At 71.9% G+C, this 15575-nt stretch carries 16 protein-coding genes; 7 read left to right on the top strand and 9 right to left on the bottom strand.

Translation table 11 applies throughout. The annotated features are described in order from the left end of the window. Window positions 1-11 precede the first annotated feature (11 nt). Both coxB and ACFOYX_RS05700 read left to right on the top strand, forming a co-directional pair. Window positions 12-983, top strand: coding sequence for a cytochrome c oxidase subunit II (coxB, locus tag ACFOYX_RS05705; protein WP_109800638.1), 972 nt, complete (start codon window positions 12-14; stop codon window positions 981-983). Between the two features lie 10 nt (window positions 984-993). Continuing rightward, on the top strand, window positions 994-1419 hold the full coding sequence (locus ACFOYX_RS05700; RefSeq protein ID WP_109800637.1) for a cytochrome c oxidase subunit 4: 426 nt from the start codon (window positions 994-996) through the stop codon (window positions 1417-1419). A 184-nt stretch (window positions 1420-1603) separates the two neighbouring features. Here the strand turns inward: ACFOYX_RS05700 and ACFOYX_RS05695 are convergent, their stop codons facing one another. The 4 genes from ACFOYX_RS05695 to ACFOYX_RS05680 form a co-directional block, all read right to left on the bottom strand. Beyond that, window positions 1604-1807 carry a hypothetical protein gene (locus ACFOYX_RS05695; protein WP_109800636.1) on the bottom strand — a complete coding sequence of 68 codons (204 nt, stop codon included), beginning with the start codon at window positions 1805-1807 and terminating at the stop codon, window positions 1604-1606. Between the two features lie 182 nt (window positions 1808-1989). Next, complete coding sequence (trpD, locus tag ACFOYX_RS05690; protein WP_109800635.1) at window positions 1990-3036, bottom strand: anthranilate phosphoribosyltransferase; 1047 nt, start codon at window positions 3034-3036, stop codon at window positions 1990-1992. Between the two features lie 87 nt (window positions 3037-3123). Next, complete coding sequence (locus ACFOYX_RS05685) at window positions 3124-3522, bottom strand: hypothetical protein (RefSeq protein WP_322442647.1); 399 nt, start codon at window positions 3520-3522, stop codon at window positions 3124-3126. 186 nt (window positions 3523-3708) lie between these two features. After that, on the bottom strand, window positions 3709-4662 hold the full coding sequence (locus ACFOYX_RS05680) for a cytochrome c oxidase assembly protein (RefSeq protein ID WP_109800633.1): 954 nt from the start codon (window positions 4660-4662) through the stop codon (window positions 3709-3711). Between the two features lie 108 nt (window positions 4663-4770). Between ACFOYX_RS05680 and ACFOYX_RS05675 the strand changes: the two genes are divergently transcribed. From ACFOYX_RS05675 to ACFOYX_RS05655, 5 genes are all read left to right on the top strand, one after another. Next, on the top strand, window positions 4771-5370 hold the full coding sequence (locus ACFOYX_RS05675) for a heme-copper oxidase subunit III (RefSeq protein ID WP_109800632.1): 600 nt from the start codon (window positions 4771-4773) through the stop codon (window positions 5368-5370). A 73-nt stretch (window positions 5371-5443) separates the two neighbouring features. After that, the gene (locus ACFOYX_RS05670; protein WP_109800631.1) at window positions 5444-6280 is read left to right on the top strand and encodes a cytochrome c; all 837 of its coding nucleotides are present in this window, start codon (window positions 5444-5446) and stop codon (window positions 6278-6280) included. A 67-nt stretch (window positions 6281-6347) separates the two neighbouring features. Continuing rightward, window positions 6348-7436 carry a Rieske 2Fe-2S domain-containing protein gene (locus ACFOYX_RS05665; protein ID WP_322442646.1) on the top strand — a complete coding sequence of 363 codons (1089 nt, stop codon included), beginning with the start codon at window positions 6348-6350 and terminating at the stop codon, window positions 7434-7436. After that, complete coding sequence (locus ACFOYX_RS05660) at window positions 7433-9061, top strand: cytochrome bc complex cytochrome b subunit (protein ID WP_322442645.1); 1629 nt, start codon at window positions 7433-7435, stop codon at window positions 9059-9061. The genes ACFOYX_RS05665 and ACFOYX_RS05660 overlap by 4 nt, the downstream gene beginning before the upstream one ends. A 223-nt stretch (window positions 9062-9284) precedes the next feature. After that, window positions 9285-9947: a DUF4142 domain-containing protein gene (locus tag ACFOYX_RS05655; RefSeq protein ID WP_109805356.1), complete on the top strand. Its 663-nt coding sequence runs from the start codon at window positions 9285-9287 to the stop codon at window positions 9945-9947. Window positions 9948-10004: 57 nt separating this feature from the next. On the opposite strand, the gene ACFOYX_RS05650 is transcribed toward ACFOYX_RS05655, so the two are convergent. From ACFOYX_RS05650 to ACFOYX_RS05630, 5 genes are all read right to left on the bottom strand, one after another. Beyond that, the gene (locus ACFOYX_RS05650; protein ID WP_322442038.1) at window positions 10005-10292 is read right to left on the bottom strand and encodes an Lrp/AsnC ligand binding domain-containing protein; all 288 of its coding nucleotides are present in this window, start codon (window positions 10290-10292) and stop codon (window positions 10005-10007) included. 80 nt (window positions 10293-10372) lie between these two features. Next, window positions 10373-11200, bottom strand: a complete 828-nt coding sequence (locus ACFOYX_RS05645; protein ID WP_322442046.1) for a sugar phosphate nucleotidyltransferase — start codon at window positions 11198-11200, stop codon at window positions 10373-10375. Between the two features lie 68 nt (window positions 11201-11268). Continuing rightward, complete coding sequence (locus ACFOYX_RS05640; protein WP_322442037.1) at window positions 11269-11808, bottom strand: NUDIX domain-containing protein; 540 nt, start codon at window positions 11806-11808, stop codon at window positions 11269-11271. A 48-nt stretch (window positions 11809-11856) separates the two neighbouring features. Further along, window positions 11857-13647 (bottom strand): HD domain-containing protein, encoded by a 1791-nt coding sequence (locus tag ACFOYX_RS05635; protein ID WP_322442045.1) that lies wholly within the window; start codon window positions 13645-13647, stop codon window positions 11857-11859. 128 nt (window positions 13648-13775) lie between these two features. Next, entirely contained in the window at window positions 13776-15533 is a 1758-nt protein-coding gene (locus tag ACFOYX_RS05630; protein ID WP_322442036.1) for a DEDD exonuclease domain-containing protein, read from the bottom strand. Window positions 15534-15575 lie beyond the last annotated feature (42 nt).

Genomic DNA, 15575 nt, shown 5'->3' with positions numbered 1-15575 from the left:
GGCAGGACCAGGTGGTCGCAAGGAGTTCGGAGGTACGGCCGACGGCCGTACGGCACAGCGCTTCCCCAGGAGCCGGTGGGCGCCGGCGGCGTGGTGCTGGTCGACTCGCCGGGCTCGGGCTCGGCGGAGCGGCGCTGCTGGTTCTGCTCACCGGCTGCGACGTCGGCCGGACGTTCGGCGGCTTCGGCTGGCCGCAGGGCGGCATCAGCCCCGAGTCCCACCGGATGTACGACCTGTGGATCGCGTCCTGCATCGCGGCGCTCGCGGTCGGCGTGTTCGTCTGGGGCCTCATCTTCTGGTGCGTGATCCGCTACCGGAAGCGGGGCAACGACCTGCCGGTGCAGACCCGCTACAACATGCCGATGGAGTTCCTCTACACCATCGCGCCGATCCTGATCGTCTCCGTGCTCTTCTACTACACGGCGATCGTGCAGACGAACGTGAACAAGACGACGAAGAACCCCGACGTCACCGTCGAGGTCGTCGCCTTCAAGTGGAACTGGCAGTTCAACTACCGCGACGGCCAGGGCCGCGACGCGAACACCGTCGCCTCGGTCCTCGGCACCAGCGAGGTCATCCCGGTGCTGGTCCTGCCGACCGGCAAGTCGATCCGGTTCGAGGAGCAGAGCCGCGATGTCATCCACTCCTTCTGGGTGCCGGAGCTGCTGTTCAAGCGGGACGTCATGCCGGGCAACATCCGCAACGTCTTCGAGATCTCCAGCCTCGACCGGGAGGGCGCGTACGTCGGTCGCTGCGCCGAGCTGTGCGGCAGCTACCACGCCTTCATGAACTTCGAGGTGCGGGTCGTCTCGCCGGAGAAGTACGAGCAGTTCCTGGCGGCCAAGAAGGCCGGCAAGTCGACGCAGGAGGCGCTCAAGGCGATCGGCGGGCCCGAGTACGCCACGAAGACGGAGCCGTTCAACACCCGGCGCGACAAGAACAACTTCAACCCGAGCGACGCCTCGGCCGGCGCGGGAAGCTGAGGGATCCGGCATGAAGACCGAGTGGAAAATCTTCCTGATCGTCGGGACGTTCCTTTTCGGCATCGCGATCCTCTACGGCGCCTGGACGTACGGCGAGGGCAGCCGGGTCGAGTGGGTCGGCACGGTGGCGCTGCTGCTGGCCTTCCTGCTCTGCGCGATGTGCGGTGGTTTCTTCTGGTTCGTCTCCCGGCGCATCGACCTGCGCCCGGAGGACCGGGCGGACGCCGAGATCGCCGACGGCGCGGGCGAGGTCGGCTTCTTCAGCCCGGGCAGCTACTGGCCGTTCGGGCTGGCGCTGGCCGCCGCGGTCGCCGGTCTGGGGCTGGTCTTCTGGCAGTTCTGGCTGCTGGGCCTGGGCCTGGTGACGGTCATCTTCGCCGCCTGTGGCCTGCTCTTCGAGTACTACACCGGCACCCGCCGCACCGCCGAGCACTGAGCTGACGGCTTTCGAACGGCCCGCGTCCTGGCAGGACGCGGGCCGTTCGCCGTCAGGGCGGCTTCGGACGGCGGACATCGCCGATGTGGCGGTGTCGGACGGGCCTCGTTCGCGCCAGCTCGGCGAGGTGGCGTGGAAGCCGGACTGGGACGGGCCGGGCCGACGGTGCCGGCGAGGGCGTGGGTCAGGCGGCGCGGCGGTGGGGCGTGACGCGGCGGCGGCTGGCCAGCCGCGGGGCGCGGAAGGTGAACGTGGCGATCAGCACGGCCGCGCCGCAGCCGGTGCAGACCAGCTCGGGACAGTCGACGCCGTGGCCGTCGGCGCAGGGCGGGGCCTCGAACGGCACAACGCCCTCGCAGCTGTCGCAGTAGAGCTCGCGGTCCGACACGGGCGTCTCCTCTCGCTCCGGTGCCCGCCGACGGGAGGGCCGCCATCGGCGGAAAGCGGAAAATTACTCCCATGTAGTTTGGCACGCGGGTCCGACACTTCCGTTTCGGACCCGCCCGACCGGAACCGGACCGGCGCATGCCGGCCGCGCCCCGGATGCGGACGGGTGCGCCGCGGCGGCGGTCAGAGCGTGCCGGCGACCTCGAGCCAGCGGTCGAGCGCGCCGGCGGCGGCGCCGGAGTCGATGGACTCGGCGGCGGCGGCCATCCCGGCCCGCAGCGCCTCGATCAGGTCACCGTCCAGCGGCCCCTGGGTGGCCAGCGCCGCCGCGGCGTTCACCAGCACGGCGTCGCGGACCGGGCCGGTCTCGCCGGCCAGCAGCCGCCGCGCCACCCCGGCGTTGTACGCCGCGTCTCCCCCCCGCAGGTCCGCCAGGGTGGCCCGGGACACGCCGAGGTCGGCCGCGTCCAGCAGCGACTCCCTCACCGTGCCCTGCTGGGCCACCCAGACCCGGGTCGGCGCGGCGGTGGTGAACTCGTCCAGCCCGTCCTCGCCGCGCATCACGATCACCGAGTCGCCGCGGTCGGCGAAGACGGCGGCCATCACCGGCGCCATCCGCAGGTCGAAGCAGCCGACCGCGCCGGCCCGGGGGCGGGCCGGGTTGGTCAGCGGGCCGAGGAAGTTGAACGCGGTGGGCACGCCGATCTCCCGGCGCACCGGGCCGGCGTGCCGCATGCCGGGGTGGAACCGGGCCGCGAAGCAGAAGCCGATGCCCGCCTCGTCGACGCACCGGGCCACCTGCTCGGGGGTCAGGTCCAGCGGGACGCCCAGGTACTCCAGCAGGTCCGCGGTGCCGCAGGAGGACGAGGCGGCCCGGTTGCCGTGCTTGACCACGCGTACCCCGGCACCGGCCACCACGAGCGCGGTCATGGTGGAGATGTTGACCGTGTGCGCGAGGTCACCGCCGGTGCCGACCACGTCCAGGGCGGTGCGGCGCAGTTCCTCGGGCAGCACCACCTCGACGGAGCGGCCGAGCATCGCCTCCACCAGGCCGGCCAGCTCGGCCGGGGTCTCACCCTTGGCGCGCAGCGCCACGGCGAAGCCGGCGACCTGGGCCGGGGTGGCCGCACCCGTCATGATCTCGTCCATCGCCCAGGCGGTGTCGGCGGTGGTGAGCTCCTCGCCGCGCAGCAGCGCGTTGAGCAGCAGCGGCCAGGTCCGTTCGCCCATGGCGGGCCTCCCGAGCGGGCGTGGAGATGCGGGGTGAGGAACGACGTCGGCGCCACGGCCGCGATGCCGTGGCGCCGAGGGGGTGGCTCAGGCCGCGGCGGGCGTACGCCGCAGCAGCTCGGCGACGGTGGTGCCGGTGGTCACCGGGTCCAGCGGGTGCACCAGCGTCGCGTCGACCTCGGCGTACGCGGCCAGCCAGCGGTCGGCCGCCCGGGCGATCACCACGCAGGTCGGCGGGGCGTCCTCCCGGTCGTCCTTGATCTGCCGGGCGATGCCGATGCCGCCGCCCGGGGTGGCCTCGCCGTCGAGCAGGAGCAGGTGGATCTCGTAGTCGTCGACCAGCCGGACGCACTCGGCGTAGTCGGAGGCCTCGACGAACTCGATCTCGAGCCCCGGCGCGGGCCGGGTGCCGACGGCCAGCCGCATCCGGTCGCGGACCTCGGGGTCGTCGCTGTAGAGCAGGACGGTGCAAAGACGATCGCTCATGCCGGCACTCCGCTTCGCTCCGTGCCGTCATGAGGACCCATCGCACTGGGCCTGATGATTCGTTCGCTGCGCTCACTCATGGCTGGCTTGGCTCCCACCTCGTAGCTGCCCGCTGATGGTAGCGGTCGTCACATCGGGCTGGACGGCCCGCCCTGGCCGGCCGGTGGGCGTACCCTCCGGGACCGGTCAGGCGGCCGACTCGGCGGCGCGTTGCCGGGCCTCCTGGCGGTCCAGCTCGCGGTCCACCCGGCGGGCCTCCCGCTCGGACTGCTTCACCCACTGGACGACCAGTACGGCCAGCATGGTGACGCTGACGAACTCGCCGCCGGCCCAGAGCACGCCACCGGCCACCACCTGGTCGTCCCACGGGTTCGACCAGCTCAGGTGCAGCGACGGGTACCAGTCGCCGCCGAAGAGCGTGGTGCTCTGCATGATGGTCAGCCCGAGCACGGTGTGGAACGGCACGGAGAGCACCATCAGCAGCGCCCGGGCCGGGTAAGGCCAGCGCCCCGGCAGCGGGTCCAGGCCGACCAGCGGCCAGAAGAACACGCAGCCGGTCATGATGAAGTGCGCGTGCACCAGCTCGTGCGCCCAGGCGTGCTCGAGGGTGTAGTGGTACAGGTCGCTGAAGTAGAGCACGAACGGGTTGGCCACGAAGATGGCGAACGCCACCAGCGGGAAGGTGTAGACCCGGGCGACCCGGCTGTGCACGATCGCGAGCAGCCGCTTGCGCGGGCGGACCGGCAGGGTGCGCAGGGCGAGCGTCACCGGCGCGCCGAGGGCCAGGAAGATCGGCGCCACCATGGACAGCACCATGTGCTGGATCATGTGCACCGACAGCAGCGCGGTGTCGTACGCGTGCAGCCCGCTGACCGTGACCGAGGCGATGCCGCCCAGCCCCGGGCCGAGGAAGCAGACGGTGCGGCCGACCGCCCAGCGGTCGCCGCGCAGCCGCAGCCGGTAGACGCCGTAGAGGTAGAGCCCGGCGGCGACGACCAGCCCGAGGGCGAGCCAGCTGTCCAGCCGGGTCTCGGTGAACACCCGGGCCACGGTGAAGGGCGGCGGGACGGCCTCGCCCCCCGCCGTGAGGGTCGACGGGGCGACCGAGGTCGCGGCGAAGATCGGATCGACGTGCAGCACGCTTTTCAGGGTAGGTCAGGCGAACCGGACCAGCCCTATCGGGCCACGGAAGGCGCAGGTTTGCCACCCCGCTGATCGCCGGTCCCGGCCAAGGGCAATAATGACCGCGTGACTGCGGCCCCAGCCATTGACAAGAGCCGGATCCACTCCCTGACCCGACCCAACATGGTCAGCGTCGGGACGATCGTGTGGCTCTCCAGCGAACTCATGTTCTTCGCGGCGCTGTTCGCGATGTACTTCTCCATCCGCGCGGCGGCGCCGGAGCAGTGGGAGAAGCACACCGAGATCCTGAAGATCCCGTACGCGACTACCTTCACGGTGATCCTGGTGCTGTCCTCGGTGACCTGCCAGCTCGGTGTCTTCGCGGCGGAGAAGGGTGACGTCCACGCCCTGCGGCGCTGGTTCACGATCACCTTCGTGATGGGTCTGATCTTCGTGCTCGGCCAGGCGAACGAGTACCGCAACCTGGTGGAAGAGGGCGTCAAGATCAACGGAGACGGTTACGGGTCGATGTTCTACCTGACCACCGGCTTCCACGGTCTGCACGTGACCGGCGGTCTGATCGCCTTCATCATCTTCATGATCCGCACCACCATGGGCCGGTTCACCCCGGCGCAGGCCACGTCGGCGATCGTCGTGTCGTACTACTGGCACTTCGTCGACGTCGTGTGGATCGGCCTCTACGCCATGATCTACTGGCTCCAGTGATCTTGGCGCGTCACGAACCGCGCCGCTGCCCCGTCCCCCTGAGACAAGGTCCAACCGGTTAAGGACACAGGTCATGACTTCTGACAACGACCGCCGACGCGGTCTGCTCGCGCGCCTGCGCGGGCGGCCCGTAGCGCGCAGCAGGGGCCGCCGCCGGCTGGGCGCCGCGGTCCGGCTGATCGCCGCGCTGACGCTGGCCGGCGGCGCCTACACCGTCTTCGCCCCCGGCGTGCAGGCGCAGGAAAACCCGCCGATGAGCGCGGCCGCCGGCGAGGGCAAGGCGCTGTTCGACGTGAGCTGTGTGACCTGTCACGGTCGCAACGCCCAGGGTGTCGAGGGACGCGGGCCGAGCCTGATCGGAGTCGGCTCGGCCTCGGTCGAGTTCCAGGTGGGCAGCGGTCGGATGCCGCTGGCCCGGCAGGAAGCCCAGGCCATGCGGAAGCCCCCGCAGTTCACCGACGAGCAGGTGCGCCAGCTCGGCCAGTACATCCAGGAGCTGGGTGGCGGTCCGCAGGTGCCCGCGGGCAACAACCTGCACGAGGGCGCGAACATCTCCGCCGGTGGTGAGCTGTTCCGGATCAACTGCTCGCAGTGCCACGCCTTCGGCGGTCGCGGCGGCGCCCTCTCCTCCGGCAAGTACGCTCCGAACCTGAAGCCGGCGAGCGACCGGCAGATCTACGCCGCCATGCTGAGCGGCCCGCAGAACATGCCGGTGTTCGGCGACAACCAGCTGCGGCCGGAGCAGAAGGCGCAGATCATCGCCTACATCCAGGAGAACCTGAAGCACAACCAGGACCAGGGCGGCTTCAGCCTGGGCCGGTACGGGCCGTCCACCGAGGGTCTGGCGGCTTTCCTGATCGGCATCGTCGCGCTGGTCTTCGCGAGCCTGTGGATTGCGGGCAAGTCGTGACCGAGCGGATCATTCGTTTCAGTGCTGCGGTGCCGGGCTCCGGCGCCGCCCGTAGCGAGGTGACGGCATGAGCACCCACACCGAGCACCAGGCCCCGCAGGGCCGGGAGCCGCTCGACGTGAACGACCCCCGGCTCTCCCGGTTCGACATCGTCGAGGAGGGCGCCCGGCGGGACGACATCGAGATCGTCCACTACGAGCCGCAGGTCGTCCCCGGCACCAAGGCCGAGCGCCGGCTGACCCGGCTGGTCTCCGGGATGTTCCTGCTGACCGGCCTGGCCTCGACCGCCTTCCTGGTCATCTACATCTGGTGGCCGTGGGAGTGGAAGGCCGGCCGCGGCGGGGACAAGTACTACACCCCGCTGCTCGGCCTCACCCTGGGCGTCGCGCTCCTCGGCATCGGTTTCGGCATCCTCACCTGGGGCAAGAAGCTGCTGCCCAAGGAGGTCTCGATCCAGGACCGGCACGACCAGCCGAGTTCCCCGGACGATCGCAAGATCACCGGTGCGACCATGCTGTACCTGGCCGACGAGATGGGCGTACGGCGCCGGCCGCTGCTCGGCATCTCGCTGCTCGCCGGTCTCGCGCCGGTCGGCGCGGTCGTCGCGGCGCCGCTGGTCGGCGGCCTGATCTCCGACCCGCACAGGGACAACCAGATGTTCACCACCGGCTTCGCGCCGGCCGAGGGCGGCAAGCAGATCCGGCTGGTCCGCGAGGACGGCCGGCCGGTCCGCCCGGCGGACATCAGCGCCGGCGGCCAGATCACGGTGTTCCCGGGCATCGAGCACGGCGTGAGCAACAAGCACGCCGATTCGCCGACCCTGCTGATCCACATGCGCGAGGACGACGCGCGAGACTCGCGCGCCAACAACGCGCGGGTCGGCCACGGCGACTACATGTGGGGCAACTACGCGGCGTTCTCCAAGATCTGCACGCACGCCGGCTGCCCGGCCAGCCTGTACGAGCAGCAGACCAACCGCCTGCTCTGCCCGTGCCACCAGTCACAGTTCCAAATCACCGACAACGCCCGACCCATCTTCGGCCCGGCCAGCCGGCGGCTCCCGCAGCTGCCGATCGAGGTGGACGCAGAGGGCTTCTTCGTGGCGAAGTCGGACTACACCGAAACCATCGGCCCCGACTTCTGGGAGCGGCCATGAAGCGCAGAAAACTTGACATGGCAACGGTGCCGGGCAAGACCGCCGGTGCGTTGGACGACCGCTTCCAGGCGGCCACCCCGCTGCGCGCGCTGCTGAACAAGGTCTTCCCGGACCACTGGTCCTTCCTGCTCGGCGAGATCGCGCTCTTCTCGTTCATCGTGCTGCTGCTGACCGGTGTCTTCCTGACCTTCTTCTTCGATCCGTCGATGAACGAGGTCGTCTACAACGGCAGCTACGCCCCGCTGCGCGGCACCCCGATGTCGGCCGCGTACGCCTCCAGCCTGAACCTGTCGTTCGAGGTCCGGGGCGGTCTGATCATGCGGCAGATGCACCACTGGGCGGCGCTGCTGTTCATGGCCGCGATCGTGGTGCACATGCTGCGGGTCTTCTTCACCGGCGCGTTCCGCAAGCCGCGTGAGGCGAACTGGATCATCGGCTCGCTGCTGTTCTGGGTCGGCTTCCTGGCCGGCTTCACCGGCTACTCGCTGCCGGACGACGGCCTCTCCGGCACCGGCCTGCGGATCGCCTCCGCGATCATTCTCTCCATCCCGGTGATCGGCTCCTGGATCAGCTCGTCGATCTTCGGCGGCGAGTTCCCGGGCGAGATCATCATCAGCCGGTTCTTCATCGTCCACGTGCTGCTCATCCCGGCTCTGCTGGTGGCGCTGATCACCGCCCACCTCGGTCTGGTCTTCAAGCAGAAGCACACCCAGTGGCCCGGCCCCGGCCGGACCAACGAGAACGTGGTCGGCGAGCGGTTCTACCCGCGCTACACGCTCAAGCAGGCCGGCTTCTTCATGGTCGTGTTCGGCGTGATCGCGCTGATGGGCGGCCTCTTCCAGATCAACCCGATCTGGTACTTCGGCCCGTACGAGGCGTGGGTGGTGTCCGCCGCCAGCCAGCCCGACTGGTACGTCATGTTCCTCGACGGCTCGACCCGCCTCATGCCGGCGTGGGAGATCACCATCCCGATCGGCAACGGCTACGTCATCCCGCCGATCTTCTGGCCGACGGTGGTGCTGCCCGGCATCCTGGTCGGGATCTCCCTGCTCTACCCGTTCCTGGAGGCGCGGCAGCTCAAGGACCACAAGCACCACAACCTGCTCCAGCGCCCCCGGGACGTGCCGGCCCGGACCGCCGCGGGCTCGATGGCCGTGGCATTCTGGCTGGTGTTGACCCTCTCCGGCGCCAACGACGTGATCGCGGACACGTTCCAAGTCAGCTTGAACGCGATGACCTGGGCGGGCCGGGTCGGTCTGCTGATCGTCCCGCCGCTGGCCTACTACTTCACCTACCGGCTCTGCCTGGGTCTTCAGCAGCACGACCGGGAGGTGCTGGCCCACGGCGTGGAGACCGGCATCATCAAGCGGCTGCCGGACGGCCGGTTCGTCGAGGTCCACCAGCCGCTCGCCGCGGTCGACGGCCACGACGGGCACGCCGAGCTGGACTACGTCGGCTGGGTGGTGCCGAAGAAGATGAACCGGCTCGGTGCCCTCGGCCCGGCGATCCGGGGCTTCTTCTACCCGATCGAGAGGCCGGCCGAGGCGCCGGTCTCGCCGGGGCACCCGCCGGTCCAGGCCCGACCGGAGCGGGAGGAGATCGGCAGCGGCGAGAGCCGTCGCTGACCGACCGACACACCCGACCGTGGCGCCCGCCGGATCTCCGGCGGGCGCCACGTCCGTTTCCGGCCCGCTCGTCCCCGCCGTCCCCGCCGTCCCCCTCCGCGCCGGTGTCGCCCGGCGGTCCCGCTGCGCAGGCCCGCCACCCCACGACACGGACGGGTGGAATCGCAGGAATAACCCCGGTCAGCCGGGTATCCGTGCGGTCCAACGAAAAAGGGGGGGAAACATGTTGGGTCTCAAACGCCTCGGACTGCTGGCCGCCCTGGTGGTGGTCGGGCTGGCGCCCGCCGCGGCGGCGCAGGCCGCGGCGCAGCCGTCCACGCAGGACGCGCAGTACCTGCAGGCGTTGCATCAGGTGAACCTGGCGGAGATCGTCATGGGGAACGTGGCGCAGCAGAAGGGCCAGAACCAGCAGGTCAAGGACCTCGGCAAGCAGTTCGTGACGGACCACACCCAGCTGGACCAGACGGTGCAGAGCACCGCGCAGCAGCTGAACGTGCAGTTGCCCAGCGAGCCCACCGCGGACGAGCAGAAGGTGATCGACCGGCTGAACAACCTCAGCGGCGCCGAGTTCGACAAGGCGTGGGTGACCGCTGAGCTGGCCGGCCACGTCCAGGCGATCCAGGCCACCCAGACCGAGATCTCGCAGGGTTCCGAGCAGTCGGTGGTCCAGTTGGCCCAGGACGCCCTGCCGGTCCTCCAGGCGCACTACGACGCGTTGGTGGCCCTGGCCCAGACCCTGGGCGTCCCGGTCCCGCAGGCCACCCCGACCGGCACGGCGAGCCCCGGCGGCACCGGTACCCCGTCTCCGGGTGGCACCACCGAGTCCCCGGGCACCGAGTCGCCGTCTCCGGGCACCACTGAGACGCCGGCTCCGGGCGTCAGCTGACGTCGTACGGCCGATGGTGGCCGGTCCGTCCTCCGGGGCGGGCCGGCCGCCTCGCATTCAGTCGGCGTTGGCCAGCCCGATGGCGAACGCCTCCTCGAGGTCGTGCTGCGAGTAAGCCCGGAACGCGATGTGCGACTCGGTGTTGAGCACGCCGGGGACCTTGGAGATGCCGCCGGCGATGACCTGGGCGATCTGCTCGAACTCGCGGACCCGGACCATGGCGATCAGGTCGACGTGGCCCGCCACCGAGTAGACCTCGCTGACGCCCGGGAGGTTGGCCAGCGTCTCGGCGACCTCGGGGATGGAGTCGGTGGCGCAGTCGATCAGCACGATCGCGGTGATCACGGGACATTTCTCCGTTCGTCGACGTCGTCGCCCATGCTAAAGGCTCACTGCGGCGCGGCGTCCCCGGCTGGTGGATCCGGCTACCGTCCGGCCGCCGCGACCGTCAGGCCGCCGCCGGCGCGGACCGCGTCGGTGAGCCGCTCGTCCGCCCCGACCGTGCCGCCCGGCCACACCACCGCGCGAAGCACCTCGCCGTGGACGACCGCGCCCGCGCCGACCACCGCCCGCGCCACCCGGCCGGTCACCGTCGCGGTCGGGTCGACCAGGCTCCCGCCCCCGGCGGCGTGCAGGTTGGCGGCGAGGTAGTCGGCCGGGGTCCCGGTGTCGTAGAACGTCCCCCGGTACGGCACCACGGTCAGCGCGCCGGCCGCCTCCGCCGGCCGCCACACCGCCCGGACCAGGTCGCCGAAGGTGGGTGGCAGGTCGCGGACCAGCCGCCAGGGCAGCAGCGAGAAACCGGCGAAGCAATGGCCGCTGAAGGTCCCCGGCGCCGCCGGGTCGTCGGCCGGCCGGCCGAGCAGCCGTACGCTCCGCCCGTCCCAGCCGTCGAGCAGCGCGGCGATGTCCGGCCCGGGTGGGGCCTGCGGGTCGGCCAGGTACGCGTCGGCGTTGCCGACCAGCACGCCCCGGCCGGCGATCCAGTCCCGCAGGTTGCCCAGCCCGCCGGCGGTGCCGAGCGGGTCGCCCGGCTCGACCGACAGGTGGGCCCGCGCACCGACGTGGTCGACCACCTGCTCGCTCAGGTAACAGGCGTTCACCGCGACCTGGTCCGAACCGGCGAGGCCGAGCCCGGCCAGCCGGGTCAGGGCCCGGTCCAGCAGCGGCACGTTCCCGACCGGGCAGAGCGCCTTGGGCAGCCGCGCGGTGAGCGGTCGCAGCCGGCTGCCCTCGCCCGCGGCGAGCACCACGGCGCAGACCGCGGCCGCCGCTCGCCACCCGGGACCCGACCCGCCCGGGCCGCCCGGTCCGGCGCCGGTCACGCCCCCGGCGGGACGGCGGGCGGGACCTGCCCCGCCCGCGGCCCGATGCCGTAGTAGCCGAGCAGGTTGGCGGTGGCCCGGCTCAGCCGGGGCAGGTCGTCCAGCGGGTGCCAGGCCGCCTCGAAGACCTCGGCGCCGTCCACCACCAGCTCGGCGGTCGACGCCGGGACCTCCACCTCGAAGACCACGTCCACCCAGCCCTTGGCGTGCACCACGGCGTTCGGCACGGCCGGGCGGAGCCGGTCGGGGGTGACCCGGATGCCGGACTCCTCGAACAGTTCCCGGGCCGCGCCGACCACCGGCGCCTCGCCGCGTTGCAGCAGCCCCGCCGGGAGCGTCCAGCTGTGACCGGGCGGCTGGCGCAGCAGCAACAGCCGGCCCGGCCCCTCCGCGTCGGCGTCCCGGACCAGGGTGACCGCCCCGACGATGTACTTCGGCACGGCGAGCCGGACCAGCCGGCGGCGCAGCGGGACGGGGAGCCGGTAGAAGACCTGGTAGCCGAGGGCCCGTCCGGTGGCACGCGCGCGGGGGATCATGCGTTCAGGCTAGTGGCCGCCCGGACCGGCCGCGCGAGGGGCGTTCGGCTACTGCCGGTGGTCGACCAGGTCGATGAGTTGCCGGACCACCGCGTCCGGTTCGACCGCCCGGTCGAAGACCGCCACCAGCAGGGTCTCCAGGTCGGGGTAGCCCAGTTCCTCGGACAGCCGCAGCAGCGGCAGGTCGCTGGCCAGTCCCCGGTTGTGTGTGCGCAGGGCCAGGCCGATGGTGGCGCGGCCGAGGCGTACCTTGTCGGCTATCGAGATGCCCGGCTCGGTGTGCTCGGCGAACCAGCGGTTGATCTGCATCTGGGCCTGCGGCGACTTCACGAAGCCGAGCCACTCCCGGCGCGGCCCCCGGGGCGCGGCGTCGGCCTCGAAGCCGCTCTCCGCGTCGGACTCGGTGAAGATCTCCACCACGTCGCCCTCCGCCAGCTCGGAGGAGAGCGGCGCCAGCCGGCCGTTGACGCGCGCCGCCAGGCAGTGGTCGCCCCGCTCGGTGCTCAGCTCGTACGCCAGGTCCACCGGCGTCGCGCCGGCGGGGAGGACCACCTGCCGGCCGTCGGCCACCACCTGGATCTGCGCCTCCGCCAGGTCGCAGCGCAGCGACTCGAGGAACTGCGCGGGGTCGACCGCCTCCTGCTCCCAGTCCAGCACCCGGCGCAGCCAGGCCAGTTCGTCGGCCCGGTCGGCCGCCCGGCCGGTGGTGCGGGGGAAGCGGTAGTGGGCGGCGACGCCGTACTCGGCGGCGCGGTGCATCTCCTCGGTCCGGATCAGCACCTCGACCGTGCGGTCCTGCGGGCCGCGGACGCTGGTGTGCAGCGACCGGTAGAGGTTGTTCTTCGGCGAGGCGATGAAGTCCTTGAAGCGGCCGGGCACCGGCCGCCACAGCCCGTGCACCGCACCGAGGGCCGCGTAGCAGTCGGTGGCCGGGCCGGCCACCACGATCGAGATGCGGGGCAGGTCGAAGGGGGCACCGTGGCCGCCGGCCACGGTGTCCTTCCAGATCGAGTAGAGGTGCCGGGGGCGGGGGGCGACCTCGGCGTCGACCCGGCTGCGGCGCAGCGCCACCCGGGTCTTCGCCACCACGTCCTCGAGGTACGCGTCCCAGCCCGGCCGGTCGTGCACGTGCCGGGCGATCCGGGCGTGCTCGTCGGGCTCCAGGTGCAGCAGCACCACGTCGTCCAGCTCGCGTTTGAGGGTCTGGATGCCCAGCCGGTCGCAGAGCGGGATCAGCACCTCCTGGGTCTTGCGGGCGATGCGCTCCCGGGAGGCGGCCGACCGGACGCCCAGCGTGCGCATGTTGTGCAGCCGGTCGGCCAGCTTGATGATCAGCACGCGGACGTCCTTGCCGGCCGCGATGATCATCTTGCGGACGGTCTCCGCCTCGGCGGCCTTGCCGTAGAACGCCTTGTCGAACTTGGTCACCCCGTCGACCAGGTGGGCCACCTCCCGGCCGAAGTCCTCCGCGAGGGCCTGGAGGGTGTAGCGGGTGTCCTCCACGGTGTCGTGCAGCAGCGCGGCGACCAGGGTGATGGTGTCCATCCCCAGGTCCGCGCAGATCTGGGCGACCGCGAGGGGATGGGTGATGTACGGCTCGCCGCTCTTGCGGAACTGGCCGCGGTGCATGTTCTCCGCGATCGTGTAGGCGCGGCGCAGCACGGAGGAGTCGGCGCTCGCGTGGATGCTCCGATGGGCGCGGACCAGCGCGTTGACCGGGTCGGCGTCGCTGGTGGGCCAGGTGAGCAGGGAGCGCAGCCGGCGGGTGAGCGGCAGCTCCCCGGGCTGGGTCGGAAGTGCGCCGCCCAGGGCGGCGCCGTGTCCGGCGTCGACGTCCACCTGGGACACCTCCTCACCCCGGCCCCACGGTCACCGTCACCGGCGACCGGGAGCAGGCCCGCGAAACGGGCAGGACTGCACTTCTCCAACAGCCTAAAGGAGTCGACGTAGTCCGATCGGTCACTTGGTCATGAGCGTTCGGTCGAGAGTTGGTGGGACCCGCCGTTCTCCGCCTTGGCCAGCAGGTCCCGGAAACGGCCCGCGCCGGTGACCGGCGAGGCCCAGCCGGAGGAGATCTCCACCAGCCGGGTCTCCGCTCGCTCCAACCAGGACAGGATGCGTTCGGTCTCCTCGGCGGAGGCCCGCGGGACCGGGCCGTACCCGGGCAGCACCGTCTCGGCGGTCGCCCGGATCGCCTCCAGGGTCGGTCGCGGGTGGACACCCGGCGGGGACACCCCGGCGCCGGCCAGCCGGCCGTGCCGGACCAGCGCCAGCTCCCAGCCGCCGTGCGCGGCACGCCGGGCCGCGGCCAGCTCGGCGATCCCGGTCAGCCCGACCAGACGTTGCATCCGGACCGTGGCGCGCAGCACCGCCGCCAGCCGGGACCGCACCACCGCCGCCTCCTCGTAGCGCTGGTCGCGGGCGAGCACTTCGATCCGGGCGAGCAGGGCGTCGACCACGACCTGGGGGTCGCTGGTGGTCGCGGTACGGAACGGCGCGGCGGCGCGGTGGTCGTACTCCTCGGGGGTGATCCGGTGCTCGCAGGGCGCCGGGCAGCGTCCCAGCTCGGCCAGCGCGCAGGCCGGCATGGTCGTGCGCCGCGACAGCCGGTGCGTGCACTGGCGCAGCGGCACCGCGTCGTGGAAGCCCGCGGCGGCCAGCTCGGCGGCCTGCTTGGAGCGGAACGGGCCCAGGTACGCGGTGTCCGTGGGGGCGAGGTTCCGCACCACCGACAACCGGGGGTACGCCTCGTCGGTGAGCTTGAGCCAGACCATCCGCTCCGGGTACTTGGAGCGCCGGTTGTACGGCGGCGCGTGCGCGGCGATCAGCCGCAGCTCGCGGACCTCCGCCTCCAGCGAGTGCGCGCACTCGACCGCCTCGACCCGCTCGGCGGCGGCGAGCATCTCGGAGATCCGGGCCCGCTTCTCCCCGGCGGTGAAGTAGCTGCGCACCCGGGTGGCGATGTCGCCGGAGGTGCCGACGTAGAGCGGCCGGTCGTCGGCGGCCCGGAAGATGTAGACCCCGGGCACCTTCGGCAGGCCCTCGGCCAGGTGCCGCTTGCGGCGCTGGGTCGGGGTGACCGCCCGGGCGAACTCGATCGCGTCGCCGACGGTGTCCACCCGGTGGCCGCCCAGCCGGGCGATCAGCCCGTGCAGCACGTCCACGGTGGCCTTGGCGTCGTCCAGCGCCCGGTGGGTCGGCTGGGTGGCGGTGCGGAAGTAGGCGGCCAGGGTGCCGAGCTTGCGGTTGGGCACCTCGTCCCGGGTGAGCACCCGCCGGGCCAGCGCCGCGGTGTCCAGCACCCGCGGGTTGGGCCAGCGGTAGCCGTGCTTCGCGCAGGCCGCCTTGAGGAACCCCACGTCGTAGGGGGCGTTGTGGGCGACCAGCACCGCGTCGTCGATGAACTCCAGGAAGCTCGGCAGCACCTGCTCGATCGGCGGCGCCGGAACCAGCATCGCCTGGGTGATCCCGGTCAGCACGGTGATGAACGGCGGGATCGGCACCCCCGGGTTGACCAGGGTGGCGAGCACCCCCAGCTCCTCGCCGCCGCGCACCTTCACCGCGCCGATCTCGGTGATCCCGCCGCCGTCCGGCGCGCCCCCGGTGGTCTCCAGGTCGACCACCACGAAGGTGGTCGCGTACAACGGCAGCGCCGGGTCCACCCCCGCGCCCGCCGTCCGGTCCAGGCCGGCCAGCGCCTCCTGGACGTACTCCGCTCGTGCCACCCGCGGCACGCTAGCGGCCGGGTCCGACACTCCCGTCCCAGC

Source organism: Micromonospora sp. GCM10011541, from assembly GCF_042650725.1.
Taxonomy (GTDB): Bacteria; Actinomycetota; Actinomycetes; order Mycobacteriales; family Micromonosporaceae; genus Micromonospora; species Micromonospora sicca.
Note: the sequence above shows the minus strand (reverse complement) of the source record. Positions and strands in the feature narration are given on the sequence as shown.